Source organism: Candidatus Krumholzibacteriota bacterium, assembly GCA_016932415.1.
Taxonomy (GTDB): Bacteria; Krumholzibacteriota; Krumholzibacteriia; order Krumholzibacteriales; family Krumholzibacteriaceae; genus Krumholzibacterium.
The window spans coordinates 86,361-102,078 of the sequence record JAFGCX010000036.1; the positions used below are offsets into that span (position 1 = coordinate 86,361).

The 15,718-nt window shown below is 51.0% G+C and carries 8 protein-coding genes; 7 read left to right on the forward strand and 1 reads right to left on the reverse strand.

Annotation, left to right across the window (positions count from 1 at the left end):
- Positions 1-103 precede the first annotated feature (103 nt).
- Together JW814_12405 and nifJ are read left to right on the forward strand one after the other, a co-directional pair.
- Complete coding sequence (locus tag JW814_12405) at positions 104-3,538, forward strand: M20/M25/M40 family metallo-hydrolase (GenBank protein MBN2072247.1); 3,435 nt, start codon at positions 104-106, stop codon at positions 3,536-3,538.
- Between the two features lie 170 nt (positions 3,539-3,708).
- Positions 3,709-7,269: a pyruvate:ferredoxin (flavodoxin) oxidoreductase gene (gene nifJ / locus JW814_12410; protein ID MBN2072248.1), complete on the forward strand. Its 3,561-nt coding sequence runs from the start codon at positions 3,709-3,711 to the stop codon at positions 7,267-7,269.
- 77 nt (positions 7,270-7,346) lie between these two features.
- Here the strand turns inward: nifJ and JW814_12415 are convergent, their stop codons facing one another.
- Complete coding sequence (locus tag JW814_12415) at positions 7,347-8,948, reverse strand: hypothetical protein (GenBank protein ID MBN2072249.1); 1,602 nt, start codon at positions 8,946-8,948, stop codon at positions 7,347-7,349.
- A gap of 265 nt (positions 8,949-9,213) precedes the next feature.
- Here JW814_12415 and acs point away from each other — a divergent pair, with 265 nt between their 5' ends.
- The 5 genes from acs to JW814_12440 all read left to right on the forward strand — a co-directional run bounded on the left by acs (position 9,214) and on the right by JW814_12440 (position 15,586).
- Positions 9,214-11,178 (forward strand): acetate--CoA ligase, encoded by a 1,965-nt coding sequence (acs, locus tag JW814_12420; protein ID MBN2072250.1) that lies wholly within the window; start codon positions 9,214-9,216, stop codon positions 11,176-11,178.
- A gap of 155 nt (positions 11,179-11,333) precedes the next feature.
- Entirely contained in the window at positions 11,334-11,741 is a 408-nt protein-coding gene (locus JW814_12425) for a hypothetical protein (protein ID MBN2072251.1), read from the forward strand.
- A 184-nt stretch (positions 11,742-11,925) separates the two neighbouring features.
- Positions 11,926-13,332 (forward strand): phosphoglucosamine mutase, encoded by a 1,407-nt coding sequence (gene glmM / locus JW814_12430; GenBank protein ID MBN2072252.1) that lies wholly within the window; start codon positions 11,926-11,928, stop codon positions 13,330-13,332.
- Entirely contained in the window at positions 13,332-15,164 is a 1,833-nt protein-coding gene (gene glmS, locus JW814_12435) for a glutamine--fructose-6-phosphate transaminase (isomerizing) (GenBank protein MBN2072253.1), read from the forward strand. Before glmM ends, glmS begins: the two co-directional genes overlap by 1 nt.
- A gap of 44 nt (positions 15,165-15,208) precedes the next feature.
- On the forward strand, positions 15,209-15,586 hold the full coding sequence (locus tag JW814_12440) for a RidA family protein (protein ID MBN2072254.1): 378 nt from the start codon (positions 15,209-15,211) through the stop codon (positions 15,584-15,586).
- Positions 15,587-15,718: the final 132 nt, after the last annotated feature.

The following is a 15,718-nucleotide window of genomic DNA, read 5'->3' on the forward strand; positions in this document are numbered from 1 at the left end:
GCGAGGCCGGTTTTCGATAGATAAGAGTCGAGGGGACTGTCCGGAAACGATTCCGGACAGTCCCTTTTATTTTCAGAAGCAGAGAATGAAGGAAGGATAAGGCGTGTCTAAAAAATTCGCAGCGGGGATTTATCTTGTTTTGCTGCTTGTCATTCCCGGTTGCCGTTCGGGAGAGCGTATATCTGCCGGGGCCGATTCCGGAGAGGAAGCAGGCCAAGTCATAACGCACCGGATAGCGGTCATTCTCGAACCATCCGAAAACTACATCAGAGTCGAAGACATGATAACTATCCCCGCTCAGGCAGCCGAACGCCCGGTCAGTTTCTTACTCGCCGAAGATATGGAGATAATATCACACGATCCACATGTGGAGATCACGGCCGCGGGCGGGAGGCAACGTCCGACAGACCCGGGTATGGACAGGGAATATGATAACGAAAATCCACCGATCATCCTGAATAGGTATAATCTCGACCATGTCGGGACAGGTACGCGGCGATATTCATTTAAACTTGAATATCATGGGAAGATATTCTACCCGGTAGAAGATTCGGCAGAAGAGTACGCGAGGTCTTTCGGCCAGTCTCCGGGAATAATCTCCGGGGAAGGAGTATATCTGGGAGGTTCTACCTGCTGGGTGCCATCTTTCGGTGATAAGATGGTCCGGTTCCACATGACTGTGGATCTTCCCGAAGGATGGGACGCGGTCAGCCAGGGTAAAAGGAGTATCCCGATTCAGCCGCATGGGCGCAGAATCGTCGAATGGGATTCCAACGAGCCGATGGAGGAAATATTTCTTGTCGCCGCGGAATTCACCGAGTACAGCTCATCGGGCGGACCGGTAGAATTCAACGCTTTTCTGAGAAGACCGGATGAAGCTCTTGCCTTCAGGTATATCGAGACTACCTCTCGATATCTTGAGATGTACGAGGCCCTGGTCGGACCATATCCGTTCGCAAAATTCGCCCTTGTGGAAAATTTCTGGGAGACGGGATACGGGATGCCTTCCTTCACTCTTCTAGGCGAGAAAGTCATAAGGTTCCCTTTCATCCTGCATTCATCCTATCCGCATGAACTTCTTCACAACTGGTGGGGGAACAGCGTCTATGTCGATTTCAGAAGTGGTAACTGGTGCGAGGGGCTTACCACGTATCTGGCTGATCACCTGATAAAGGAACAGAGGGGAGAAGGGGCGCAGTACAGGCAATCGGCGCTTGAGCGGTTCACCGCGCACGTAAACGGAGAAAACGATTTTCCACTCACCGAATTCCATTCACGCAGTGATGCCGCGACCGAGGCGGTGGGATATGGCAAATCGATGATGATATGGAATATGCTTAGGGACAAGGTAGGGGACAGGCTATTTGTGGAAGGATTAAAACGATTCTACGCGGAAAACAGATTCAGGAGAGCTTCCTTTACCGATATTCGAAAGTCGTTCGAAGAAGTGGCCGGGATCGGTCTGGAAGGATTCTTTTCGCAATGGGTAGAAAGAAAGGGCGCGCCGCAACTGGATCTTTCGCTGTGCGAAGCGGTGATTGAGGAAGGAAGGAACAAGATCCGTTTCGAGATCGAACAGGTTCAGGCCGAAGATCCTTTTGAACTCGATATTCCGGTCGCGATAGAGTTTGCTGATACCGTGGAGATCATAAAGGTCAGGATGAATGAGAGGAGAGAAGAATACAGGATAGAATTTGATCAAAGACCGCTGTCAGTCCATGTAGATCCATATTTCAACATCATGCGCAGGCTTCATCCAAACGAATCTCCTCCCTCGCTTTCTACGATATTCGGCGCCCGGGCCGTTCTTATAATCCTTCCTTCCGGCAGCGAAGGTGAGACGGGTGGGAAGTACAGAATACTGGCCGAGAAATGGGCGCGGGATCAGGCAAGGGATATAAAGATAGTCGACAGTGGTGAGACAGGCCCCTTGCCCTCTGACAGAGCCGTCTGGATCTTTGGAGAAGAAAACAGATACATGTCGATAATAGACGAAGGGATGAGACTCTACGGCAGCGAGATCACCGAAAACAAGGTCTCTTTCGGCCCGGAGGAGATAGAGAGAGAGGGCAACAGTTTTGCAGTTGCAGTGAGGCATCCCCTTGATCCCGGATCGGTCGCGGTATGGCTTTCTATCGGAGATGAGAAAGCTGTCGACGGGCTGTCGAGAAAGCTGCCCCATTATGGCAAATACAGCTATCTGGCTTTCAGTGGTTCAGAACCGGAAAATCAGGTCAAGGGCCGCTGGGGCGTCGTCGATTCTCCACTTTTTCAATTTACAGATGAAAACAGTCGGCAGGAACACCCCGTGAGGATCGAACCCGCGAAACGTGCTCCTCTCACTGAACTGCCTCCGTCCTTTTCGGAGCAGAGGATGATGGATGATCTGAACTGTCTCGCTGACGCCAGGATGGAGGGAAGAGGGCTCGGTACCAGGGGTATAGAGGCTGCCGCCAGGTATATAGCTGACAGTTTCAGCAGCGCCGGACTCGAACCTGGAGCGGATGATCATTCGTTCTATCAGCTATGGGAAGGCTCGACGGGGCCAGGGTCGGAGAAAGGAGAACTCAGGAACATCATAGGGGTCATTCCCGGAGTCGATGAAGAAAAATCAGGGGAAGCGGTATTGATCTGCGCTCATTACGACCACCTCGGAAAAGGATGGCCTGACTGCAGGAAAGGTAACGCCGGAAAGATACATTACGGGGCTGACGACAACGCCAGCGGAGTCGCTGTAATGCTTGAACTGGCGAGATATTTCAATCTCTACGCGAGACCTCCACGTACCCTTGTCTTTGCCGCTTTTACAGCTGAAGAGGATAAACTGCGCGGGTCAGGATATTTTGTGAAAAACTACAGGAGTTACCCTCCTGAAAAAATCATCGGAGTGATAAACCTCGATACAGTCGGAAGGCTGTTCGGGAAAAAAGTCAGGATACTGGACAGCTCGAGCGCCAGGGAATGGATGCATATATTCCTCGGAGCCGGGTACGTGACCGGAGCTGGTGTCGAAATCGTAAGGGAAAGACTTGATTCAAGCGATCAGGGATCGTTCATAGAGGCTGGAGTCCCCGCGGTGCAGCTTTTTTCAGGAGTCCATTCCGATTATCACACGCCGGAAGATACGCCGGACAGGATAGATCCCCGGGGGATGGTCAGTGTCGCGTCTCTTGCGAGAGAGGCGGTGGTCTTTCTCGCCGGCACAGATGAAAGATTGCATTTTACCGGTGACTCCGGGGGATCCGATCATGAAGGTGAAAGGAAAGCCGGGAGGAGAACAGCCAGTACAGGCAGTATGCCTGATTTCGCATTCTCCGGAAAGGGAGTCAGGATCGCCGCCGTGACAGCCGGTTCCGCGGCAGAGATAGCGGGGCTTAGAGAAGGTGATATAATCACAAGCGTCGCCGGTGTTGAAGTGAAAGGGGTGAAAGAATACTCCGATAAGCTGAAAAACCTTCAACCGGGAGACGCCGTCGAGTTTGTCGTTACCAGGGGAACGGAAAAGATCGTTGTAACGATAATTCTTCAGGAACGGTGATAATTTCCCCGAAAAGGAGTTTTTTACTCGACAAATCACAAAAAAAGATTATCCTACTGTATGCGTTTCCATGAAAAACAAGGGACGCAGGGAGAATAGATGTAAGAACTACTTACTAATCAAATAGTCTGGTGTTTTGTTCGTGTTTCGATGGTCTGGAGGATTTCAGTATGAGCAGGAAAACTGTCACAATCGACGGAAATGAAGCGACTACATATACGGCGCACAAGGTCAGCGAGGTCATCGCCATTTACCCGATCACTCCATCTTCCCCGATGGGAGAATTTTCCGACCAGTGGTCGTCGGAAGGGCAGAAGAATATCTGGGGGACAGTTCCGCAAGTAACTGAGATGCAGAGTGAGGGAGGTGCTTCCGGAGCGGTCCATGGAGCACTTCAGAGAGGGGCGTTGACGACGACTTTTACCGCATCGCAGGGACTTCTTCTCATGATCCCCAACATGTACAAGATAGCCGGCGAGTTGACTTCGACGGTCTTTCATGTCTCGGCGCGTACGCTGGCTACACACGCTCTTTCGATCTTCGGGGATCATAGCGACGTGATGGCTGCGAGGCAGACAGGGTTTGCGCTGGTATCTTCAAATTCGGTACAGGAGGCGATGGATCTCGCTCTGATATCCCAGGCCGCTACCCTTGAATCGCGCGTTCCCTTTTTGCATTTTTTCGATGGATTCCGCACCTCGCACGAAGTCCAGAAAGTGGAACTTCTCACTGAAGATGATATGAAAGCGATGATCGACGATGACCTGGTGAGAGCGCATCGCAAAAGAGCTCTTTCTCCCGATAATCCAATAATACGCGGAACGGCTCAGAACCCCGACACCTTCTTCCAGGCTCGTGAAACGATCAATAACTATTATACCGCCTGTCCAGGGATCGTCGAAAAGTGCATGAAAAAATTCGAAAAGATCGCCGGGCGCAGGTACGAGCTGTTTCAGTACCACGGAGCTCCCGATGCTGAAAAGGTAATAGTCATGATGGGATCGGGGGCAGATACCGCCCTTGAGACGGTGGATTATCTTCTCGCTAAAGGAGAAAAGATAGGGCTTCTTATGGTGCGACTGTACAGGCCATTCTCGGTGAGCCATTTCATCAATGCTCTTCCCGCGAGCGTGAAGACGATATGCGCTCTTGACAGGACAAAGGAACCGGGCAGTATCGGCGAACCCCTCTATGAGGATATAGTCACCGCCCTTCATGAAGATGGTGAACTCTCAGCCGGACATTTCAAAGAATTTCCTTCGGTGATCGGCGGGAGATATGGTCTTTCTTCGAAAGAATTCACTCCCGGGATGGTCATTGGAGTATTCGATAATATGGGTCTTGAAAAACCGAAGAACCATTTTACTGTCGGCATAAATGATGATGTGACCAACATGAGCATCGAATATGACAAGCATTTCGTCATTCAGCATCCCGGCCAGACAAGGGCGGTCTTCTTCGGCCTGGGCGCTGATGGAACTGTGGGGGCGAACAAGAACTCGATCAAGATCATCGGTGAAGGCACGGATAATTATGCCCAGGGCTACTTCGTCTATGATTCCAAGAAGGCTGGATCGGTCACGGTCTCCCATCTGAGATTCGGTCCGAAGCAGATCCATTCACCATACCTGATAGCAAGCGCTGATTTTGTCGCCTGCCATCAGTTCCCTTTCATGGAGAGGATTGATATTCTGAGGTGCGCCAAGGAGGGAGCCACATTCCTTCTTAACAGCCCGTATCCCGCCGAAGAGACGTGGGACAAACTGACAATCGAAGTACAGCAGGAGATGATAGACAAGAAACTCAGGTTTTTCGTGATCAACGGTTTCGAGATCGCCAAAGAGATAGGACTTGGATCGAGGATCAATACGATCATGCAGACAGGGTTTTTCGTTCTCAGCAACATACTGCCAGAGAAAGAAGCCGTCGAGTCGATCAAACGTTTCATCAAGAAGACATACAGCGGCAAGGGAGAAAAAGTCGTCAACATGAACTATGCCTCGGTCGACAAGGCTCTGGAGAATATCCACGAGATCAAGATCCCGGAGGAAGCGACCAGCAAACTGCATATGATCCCGCCCGTCCCTGAGAATTCTCCCGATTATGTCAAGGATGTGATCGGAAAGATGATCGCCATGGATGGAAACGATATCCCGGTCAGCGCGTTTGCCTGCGACGGTTCATTCCCGACAGGAACTACGAAATACGAGAAACGAAACGTCGCCCTGGAGATACCGGTCTGGGATCCCGCGACATGCATTCAGTGTGGAAAATGCGTGCTCGCCTGTCCGCATGCGGTTATCAGAACGAAGGTATATCAGCCCGAGCTTCTTGAAAAAGCTCCTTCCGCTTTCAAATCGGTAGACGCGATAGCGAAGGAATTCAAAGGGATGAAGTTCACTCTTCAGATAGCTCCCGAAGATTGTACGGGATGCGGCCTCTGCGTGGAGACCTGTCCCGCGAAAAACAAGGAAGAGGAAGGGAAAAAGGCGATCAATCTCGCGATGCAGCCTCCGATCAGAAGCCAGGAGATGGTGAACTGGGATTTCTTCCTGTCTCTGCCATACATCGACCGGACAAAACTCAAGATAAACGCTACAAGGACGGTACAGTTTCTCGAACCTCTCTTTGAGTTTTCGGGAGCCTGTGCTGGTTGCGGAGAAACTCCATATGTCAAGCTGATGACACAACTCTTCGGTGACAGGATGCTTGTCGGAAACGCGACAGGGTGCAGTTCGATCTATGGGGGCAATCTTCCCGCGACCCCTTACACTAAAAACAGCGAGGGCAGGGGAGTGACCTGGAGTAATTCGCTGTTCGAGGATAACGCGGAGTTCGGTTTCGGGATGCGGCTTGCCCTTGACAAACAGAAGGAATATGCCACCGAGTTGCTCGAGCGCCTCTCTTCCCAGATAGGGGACAAGCTCGTCGACAGCATCAAAAATGCCGACATGTCGACAGAGACCGGTCTTAAGGAGCAGAGAGACAGGGTAGTGGCCCTGAGAGATAAATTGAAAGGTATCGATTCCTCTGAAGCAAAAGATCTAGACGGTCTTGCCGATGTCCTGGTAAAGAAAAGCGTCTGGGTCCTTGGTGGAGACGGTTGGGCTTATGATATCGGTTATGGAGGACTCGATCATGTAATGGCGCAGAAGAGAGACACGAATATTCTCGTACTCGACACCGAGACTTATTCAAATACAGGCGGCCAGATGTCCAAAGCCACACCGATCGGCGCGATAGCGAAATTCGCGGCGGGTGGGAAGATAACTCCGAAAAAAGACCTTGGTATGATGATCATGACGTACGGGTATGTCTATGTCGCCAGGATCGCGATGGGATACAACGAAAGCCAGACTATCAAGGCTTTCCTGGAAGCCGAAGCTTACGACGGACCTTCCCTTATAATCGCCTACGCGCATTGCATCGGTCATGGAATCAATATGAGAAGAGGATTCAGCCAGCAGAAGGCTGCCGTCGAATCAGGAGCCTGGCCGTTGTTCAGATATAACCCGGCTCTTGTAGCTGAAGGCAAGAACCCGATGCAACTCGATTCAAAAGCGCCTTCGATCCCGGTTGAGGATTACATCTATAATGAGAACAGATACAGGGCGTTGAAGAACGCCCATCCCGACGTCGCCGCGGCTCTTCTGAAAGAGAATCAGGAGATCATCAACAGAAGATGGAAGTTATACGAACACTGGGCCGCGATGCCTGGATCGGGCGAATAGACACTTTTGACAGCGGCGTTGATAAAGAAAGGGCCAGGCAGCAATGCCTGGCCCTTTTTAATCGGGTGGTAACTCTGCTAGACTGTCTTGAAGATCGTGTCGAGAATAGTACCGTCTCTCCACTCGACCACCTCGACAGGAGTATCGGTCGCTTCAGGCTTAGGGGGCGTCGGCCCGATCTCCGCCGCGGCTTTCAGCGAGAGATCGTGAAGTTCCTCTATACTCACCAGCTTGAGGTCCCTGGAAGATGCTTCTTTTTTTAATCTGTCTAAATATTTAGACCCGCTGCGGGGATTTATTGCGATATATTCTTCCGTGACTGCTACGTCGATGACTTCGCCGGGGATCGATACCGTATATACTTCATCGACGATACGCGCGAATCCTTTTCCAGACTCCTTCTTCCCGGTGGCAAGGGGGAGAAACATTATCGTCAATTCCGATCCGGCCGCCACACCCTGCGCGCCGCCGATCCCGCCTATGATTCGGCCTCCAGCGCATATACTGTTGACATTGAACGAGGTGTCCATCTCAAGAGTCGACAGCACTGAAACATCAAGCATATTGACGGCGTTCTCCTTGTTAGCCATGTCGTCATATTCCCCCGTAGATATCTCATAATGGTTGTGATCGTACAACATCGACTTTATGACCTTTTCAGAGGGTTCGAAGCACTGTCCGTGGAGCAGATTTTCGATCACTCCAGCCTGGAGCATCTCGACATGGAGGGATGTACAGCCACCGATCGCGAACCCGGCTTTTATATCGCGGTTTTTGAGGATCTTGTATATCTCGTCAAGAACGATCAGACCAGCCCCGGAACCGACCTGGAAATTGAATCCGTCAAAGATCGTGCCTGCCGCCTGCATCACGTTAAGCACCTGCGACGCGATCTGCGAGTTGAACCTGTTAGCCCGGATCTTTTCGATATCGAGTGTGCCTGAACCGACTCCCGAACTGTCGCCAGGATTATCGACCTTTACGACATGATCGACGTCGATCATCGACAGGGATCGCGGGAAGAGGTAATTTTCTGTGATCTCTCCGGCAAGCAGGCAGACGTTTTCAGCCCAGAGGGTATCGGCGAGAAAGAGGCCGAGCGGACCTACCCACGAAGCTGGATCGCCCATAAGGCCATTGGCATTCCCCCATTTATCAGCGATCGGCACGGGGCCGAAGGCTACCTTTACCCTGACTTCCCCGGTGTGGAATCTCCTTACCCTGTTGCCGTGCCCGTAGCCGGTGACGATCCAGGGAAGAAAATCCCCCCGCATGAGATACTCTCCCATCGCGCGATAGCAGCTGCCCGTTATACCCGCCAGCGTCCCGTCGGCGATAGCTTCGGGGAGCCAAGGGACACAGTTATCGAAAAAAGCGTTTCCCAGCAGATAGACTCCTTTTTTCCCCTTTTCCCTGAGTTTTTCAACGATCATTTTCAGGCCATGATCGCCAAGCCTGTAATAATGGGGATAAGAGATCCAGTCGCCGTTATCGATCAGGTCTACTACATCATCGAGTGTCGTTACCTTGCTCTGCCCGTCGCGCATTCTGGCATTTCCAGGCCTGCCCGCCAGGGGATCGTTATAACCAGGATCGTAGGCTTCCTTATAAGCCTTTTTCGCAACACCATTTACTTCGACAGGGACTTTTCTGCCTATCGCGTTTGTAACGAACTCCATCACAACCTCCGGAAGAAAGACTGTTCATACCAGATACAGGATGACTGGACATTACTATAGGTAAGATTTTTTTGGCCTGATGTCAAGAGTCGTTCAACCCGATCGCGGAAGATGAAAAAAGAAACTTGCATCCGAACCGGTCCCACTATTATTTACTGTTGACATGATCGGTCCATAAAGGTATCATGCGAAGCCCGGATTGAGATTTAAACAGCTGAATGAAAGAATCTCACACTTAAAACAGAGAACCTATGGGAGGTTGCAGATGGCAGATGAGAAAAAGACGATAACTTCGATGCTTGACGAGAAAAGGCAGTTTAAGCCGTCGGCGGAGTTCGTCGAGAAGGCTCATATAAAGAGCCTGGATGAATATAAAGCTCTTGCAAAGAAAGCTACTGATGATTTCGAAGGTTTCTGGGCCGAGCAGGCCAGGGAATATGTCCACTGGTTCAAGGAATGGGACTCAGTCCTTGAGTGGGATCCTCCAAAAGCCAAATGGTTCAGCGGCGGAAAGACCAATATCGCATATAACTGTCTCGATAAACACCTTGAAGATGGACGTGCTGACAAGACAGCGATCATCTGGGAAGGCGAACCTGAAGGCGATTCCAAAAAATTCACCTACAGGGAACTTCACGCAGAAGTATGCAAGTTCGCCAACGTACTTAAGAAATATGGCATTAAAAAAGGCGACAGGGTCACCCTTTACATGCCGATGGTTCCCGAGCTCGCGATAGCGATGCTCGCGTGCGTACGGATCGGTGCCATTCACAGCATAGTCTTCGGCGGTTTCAGCGCCAATTCGATCATGGACCGTAACGTCGATGCCGAATCGAAACTCCTCGTTACCGCGGACGGGTCATTCAGAAGCGGTAAGGTCATTCCTCTGAAGGTCAATGTTGATGAGGCTCTCAAGGGATCCCCCTCGGTAAAGAACGTCATAGTCCTGAACAGGACGAACTCCGAAGTCAATATGGTCGAAGGACGCGATACCTGGTGGCATGACGAGATGGCCGATGTAAGCGCTGAATGCCCCTGGGAAGAAATGGATTCAGAAGACGTCTCCTTCATCCTTTACACAAGCGGCACGACGGGAAAACCCAAGGGCGTCGTCCACACCACAGGTGGATACCTGCTCTATACATCAATGACTACAAAGTTGGTCTTCGATATCAAGGATGATGATATTTACTGGTGTACTGCCGATATCGGATGGATCACCGGGCATTCGTATATTGTTTACGGTCCGTTGAATCTCGGCGCCACGACTCTTATGTTCGAAGGCGTCCCGAGCTATCCGAATCCGGACCGTTTCTGGGAGATCGTTGAGAAATACAAGGTCAACATCTTCTATACCGCTCCGACCGCGATCAGGGCGATCGCCCGTTCCGGCGACGATTGGGTGACAAAGCATGATATGTCAAGCCTCAGGCTTCTCGGTACTGTCGGCGAACCGATCAACCCGGAAGCATGGATGTGGTATTACAACATAGTTGGCGGCGGAAGATGCCCGATCGTCGACACATGGTGGCAGACAGAGACCGGCGGGATACTTATTACCCCGCTCCCGGGAGCGTTCCCGATCAAACCCGGTTCAGCCACGAGGCCTTTCCCCGGTATCTTCCCGCAGGTCGTCAGGGAGGACGGTTCTCCTGCTGATGTCAACGAAGGCGGATACCTCACCATTCAGAAACCCTGGCCTTCAATGCTCAGGACGATCTGGGGCGATGACCAGAGATTCAAGGATGTCTACTTCAGCCGCTTCAAGGACGTCTATTTCACCGGCGACGGAGCACGACAGGATGAGGATGGATATTTCTGGATCATGGGACGTGTTGATGATGTAATAAATGTCTCCGGCCACAGGATCGGGACTATGGAAGTAGAGAGCGCCCTTGTAAGCCATGACACCGTAGCCGAGGCTGCCGTAGTACCTATGCCTCACGAGATCAAGGGACAGGGACTGTACGCTTTCGTTACTCTTCAGGCCGGTGTAGAAAAGACAGAAGAGCTCAAGAAGGTACTCAGAGCGCATGTCGGTGAAGAGATCGGCCCGATCGCGAAACCGGACGTGATCCAGTTCGCGGACGCGCTTCCGAAAACGAGAAGCGGAAAGATCATGCGGCGTATCCTGAAGATCATTGCCACCGGCAGTGATGATATCGGTGATACGACTACGCTTGCAGATCCGCTCGTGGTTCAGCATCTGCTCGAAGAGCGTCCCAAATAACAGGACGTTTTATTGGTAGTGACAGGGGTGGAAATCTCGATTTCCACCCCTTTTTTTTAAAGGTAAGGGGAATCTGGCCGATAATCTGATTATATAAAGTCGATATCGGTGTCTGTTATTTGATCTGGTTTGACAGATCGGTCGGGAGACAGAGTATGTTCAGGATAGAAAGAGAGAAATACGGGTACAGGTTGACACTCGGAGGAAATATAAAAGGTGAAGAAATGAACCGGTGGCTGGAGGAATCAAAAAAGATCCTCGAAACGGCCAAACCCGGATTCGGTGTTTTTGTAGATATGAGGACTCTTGAACCATTGCCTGAAGAGTCGCAGAGAATAATAGAAACGGGGCAGAAATACTACAAAAAGAAGGGGATGGTCCGATCTGTCGTGATACTCAGCAGCGATCTTCTAACCATGCAGTTCATACGACTGGCGCAGCAATCAGGAATATACAAATGGGAGAGGTATATAAACGCCGACCATGTCCCGGATTGGGAAAAAGTCGGTGAGAAATGGATCACCGAAGGCTCCTATCATGAGGTTGTGGAAGAAAGCCGGTAGCATCCTGCCCACAGGCACTGATAAAATAATCCAAATCAGGATAATCCGAGGTATCAGCGGGCGTTTCCCCATAAATAGCAAGATAAATCCCTCATGTCATCAGGATGCATTGACAATAACCCCTGATTAATTTAAGTTATAACCTGATTATTGTCGATCATTGGCGATTTAGAAAGGTAGCCGGGTGTACAGATCCGACTCATTGATGGTAAGTGTCTCGGGCGTAAGGGGTATCCTTGGAGAGGGGATGAATCCCGAAGTCGCCGCAAGGTTTACCGCCGCGTACGCCAACTGGCTCAAGGGAAACCTCATTGTCGTAGGAAGGGATACGAGAGCTTCAGGGCCTTCTATCGCCTCAGCGGTATTTTCTGTCCTGCGCTTCAAGGGGATAGACGTAGTCGATATCGGCATAGCATCGACTCCCACGGTAGAAATAATGGTAGAAGAGCTTGGAGCGGATGGCGGGATCATAATAACGGCCAGCCATAACAACGAAAAGTGGAATGCTCTGAAGTTCCTCGACGGTAAAGGAGAATTTATCGATCAGGCGGCGGTCGATCTGATAAGAGGGGAAGTCGATTCGAAATCGATTCTTTACGGACCGCCGGACAGATCTGGAAGCTACAGTGTAGTCGATAATGCTGATAATATTCATATTGACAGGATCGCGGCTCTTGGTTGCATAGATCCGGAAAAGATAGCCGAAAAAAGGTTCCGCGTGGCGATCGATTGCGTAAACGGTGCGGGAAGCAGGATCATCCCCTCCCTTCTCGACAGGCTCGGAGTGGAATTCGAGGCGTTAAACACGGAGATCGATAAGCCGTTCCCCCATGATCCGGAACCGAGGCCGGCGAATCTTGGGGATCTTTCAGATGCCGTCATCCGGGGAAAGGCAGATCTGGGTTTCGCGTGCGATCCCGACGCTGACAGGCTTGTCCTTGTCGATGAGGACGGGATCGTTCTCAGTGAGGAGCTGACACTTTCTCTTGCCGCTGATTTTATTCTTGGGAAAGAGAAGGGACCCGTCGCGGCAAACCTTTCCACGACGCGCCTGATAGAGGATATCGCTCGCAGGCATGATGCCGCCACCCTCAGATCGAAAGTGGGAGAAGCGAATGTGATCGCGGTGATGAAGGAGTCAGGGGCAGTCATAGGGGGAGAAGGTAACGGAGGCGTCATATATCCATTGATGCATTATGGAAGAGACGCGATGACCGGTATCGCTCTGATACTCCAGCTGCTTGCCGAGGAGGATCTGAGCCTGAAGGACAAGGTCGCCGCATTTCCACCGTACTACATAATGAAGGAAAAATTTTCGTTCGAGGGAGATCTCGAAATGGTCATCGATGAGCTGGAAAATAAATTCGACGGCGAATCCAACTTTCTCGATGGTATAAGAATTGATATGAAAGCGGGGTGGATTCACCTGAGAAGATCGAATACGGAACCGGTAGTGCGGATAATAGCAGAGGCAGGGAGTCCGGAAGAGGCTGAATCGATGATTAATAAAGCGGGGGATATCCTGGGGGCCCGGAGCCATCCGTCCCGTTATAATGATAAAGGGGACCAGATAAGGGACAAGGAGATATAATGTGCGGAATCATCGGATATACAGGCAAGAGCGGTAATGTGGGAGAGATCCTCCTGGAAGGTTTGAAGAGACTTGAATACAGGGGGTACGACTCGGCCGGCCTTGCTGTGGTTAATAACGGAAAACTTGTCACTGAAAAAATGCCGGGGAAGATAATCAAGCTGGAAGAAAAACTCAAAGGTATCGATCTTACCGGAACGGTAGGTATAGCTCACACAAGGTGGGCGACGCACGGCGAACCCAACAGGGTCAACGCTCATCCGCATTACGATACCAACATGAAGATAGCGCTTGTCCATAATGGGATCATTGAGAATTATACGACGATAAAAAAATCGCTTGAAGCTCAGGGCCACAAATTCAGATCGGAGACCGATACTGAAGTACTTGCCCATCTGATCGAGGAGTTCTATGACGGATCAAATCTCGAATTCGCAGTTCAGAAAGCACTTGAGGTGGTCGAGGGAACATATGGATTGATAGTCATATCCGTGCTTGAACCGACCAAAATAGTTGGCGCAAGAAATGGCTCTCCGGTAGTCGTCGGTATCGGAGATGACGAGTATTTCATAGCTAGCGATGTTGCCGCCATTCTAAAGCACACAAGGCAGGTGATCTACCTTGAGGATCAGCAGATGGTAGTCGCCACCCCCGATTCATTTACCACGATGACGCTGAAAAATGAATATGTCGAACATATCATTACCGAAATCGACTGGGATCTTGAGATGATCGAAAAGAGCGGATTTGAACATTTTATGCTCAAGGAGATCTTCGAGCAGCCTGATACTATCCATAACGCGATGCGAGGCCGCCTGATACGAGAGACTGGAAAAGCAAAACTCGGTGGACTGAACATGACTGACGATCAGTTGAGGGATCTGAGAAGGATAGTGATCCTGGGCTGCGGGACAAGCTGGCATGCCGGCCTTCTCGGTGAATACATGATCGAGGAGACGGCGAGAATACCGGTGGAAGTCGAATATGCCAGCGAGTTTCGATACAGGAACCCTATAATGGACGAAGGTACACTCGTCCTGGCGATCAGCCAGTCTGGAGAGACGGTCGACACCCTCGCCGCCCTCAGAGAAGCAAAAAGCAAAGGCGCGAGAGTGATGGGTATATGCAACGTAGTGGGAAGCACGATAGCCCGGGAAACGCAGGGGGGCGTATATATCCACGCAGGCCCCGAGATCGGCGTCGCTTCGACGAAAGCTTTCACATCACAGATAACCGTTCTTAGTCTTTTTGCTCTTGCTCTGGGTCGGACGAGGAATATATCGCTTTCAGAAGGACAGCGGATGATAGATGCCCTCACAGCGCTGAAAGACCAGGTATCGCAGATACTCCAGTCCAATGACAAGATCAGGCAGATAGCAGAAGAATACCATCATCATAACAATTTTCTCTATCTGGGAAGGGGCGCGAATTATCCGGTCGCGCTTGAAGGTGCGCTGAAACTCAAGGAGATCTCCTATGTGCACGCGGAAGGGTATCCCGCTGCCGAGATGAAACACGGGCCGATCGCCCTTATAGATGAAAATATGCCGGTTGTCGTGATTGCTCCAAGGGACGCCGCTTACCAGAAGATACTTGGCAATATCAACGAAGTCAGGGCTCGAAAGGGAAAACTGATCGCTATAACAGATGAGGGTAATGAAGAGTTGATCAAGATGGCCGATCACGTGATCTTTGTGCCAAGTACTCTTGATTTCCTTTATCCGATCCTGTCGGTAATACCGTTGCAGCTTCTTGCCTATCATATCGCCGTGCTGAGAGGGTGCCACGTCGATCAACCGCGAAATCTGGCAAAGAGCGTAACGGTTGAATAAATTCAAGACGGAAGAGGGACATTCATTTGCCAGGGGAGGAGAGATTGAAACAGATCATAAGGACCGATAAGGCTCCCGCCGCGGTCGGAGCATACAGCCAGGCGGTACGGGCGGGAGAATTTCTCTTCATATCGGGACAGCTCGGGCTCGATCCAGCGACCGGCACATTGTGCGAGGGGATAGCGGCCCAGGTGGAGCGCGCTATGAATAATATAAAGGGGATAGTCAGCGCATCGGGAGGCGGGATGGAGTCGATCGTCAAGGTTACGGTGCTTCTTCAATCGATTGGTGATTTTAAGGCGATGAATGAGGTGTACAGCAGTTTTTTTGATGGAGATCCTCCAGCACGAGCGGCATTCGAGGTCGCAGCCCTGCCGCTGGGTGGTCTCGTCGAGATCGAGGCTGTCGCCTGGCTCGGATAGCTTCGAATAGACGACAGGAGCAGGATAAAGTATTATGATATAGCCGGGAATGGATGGGTTCTGGTGGGCCCCGAGGACTTCAAATCCTTCAGCCGGGTGCTAAAACCATCCGGGGTGGGTTCGATTCCCACA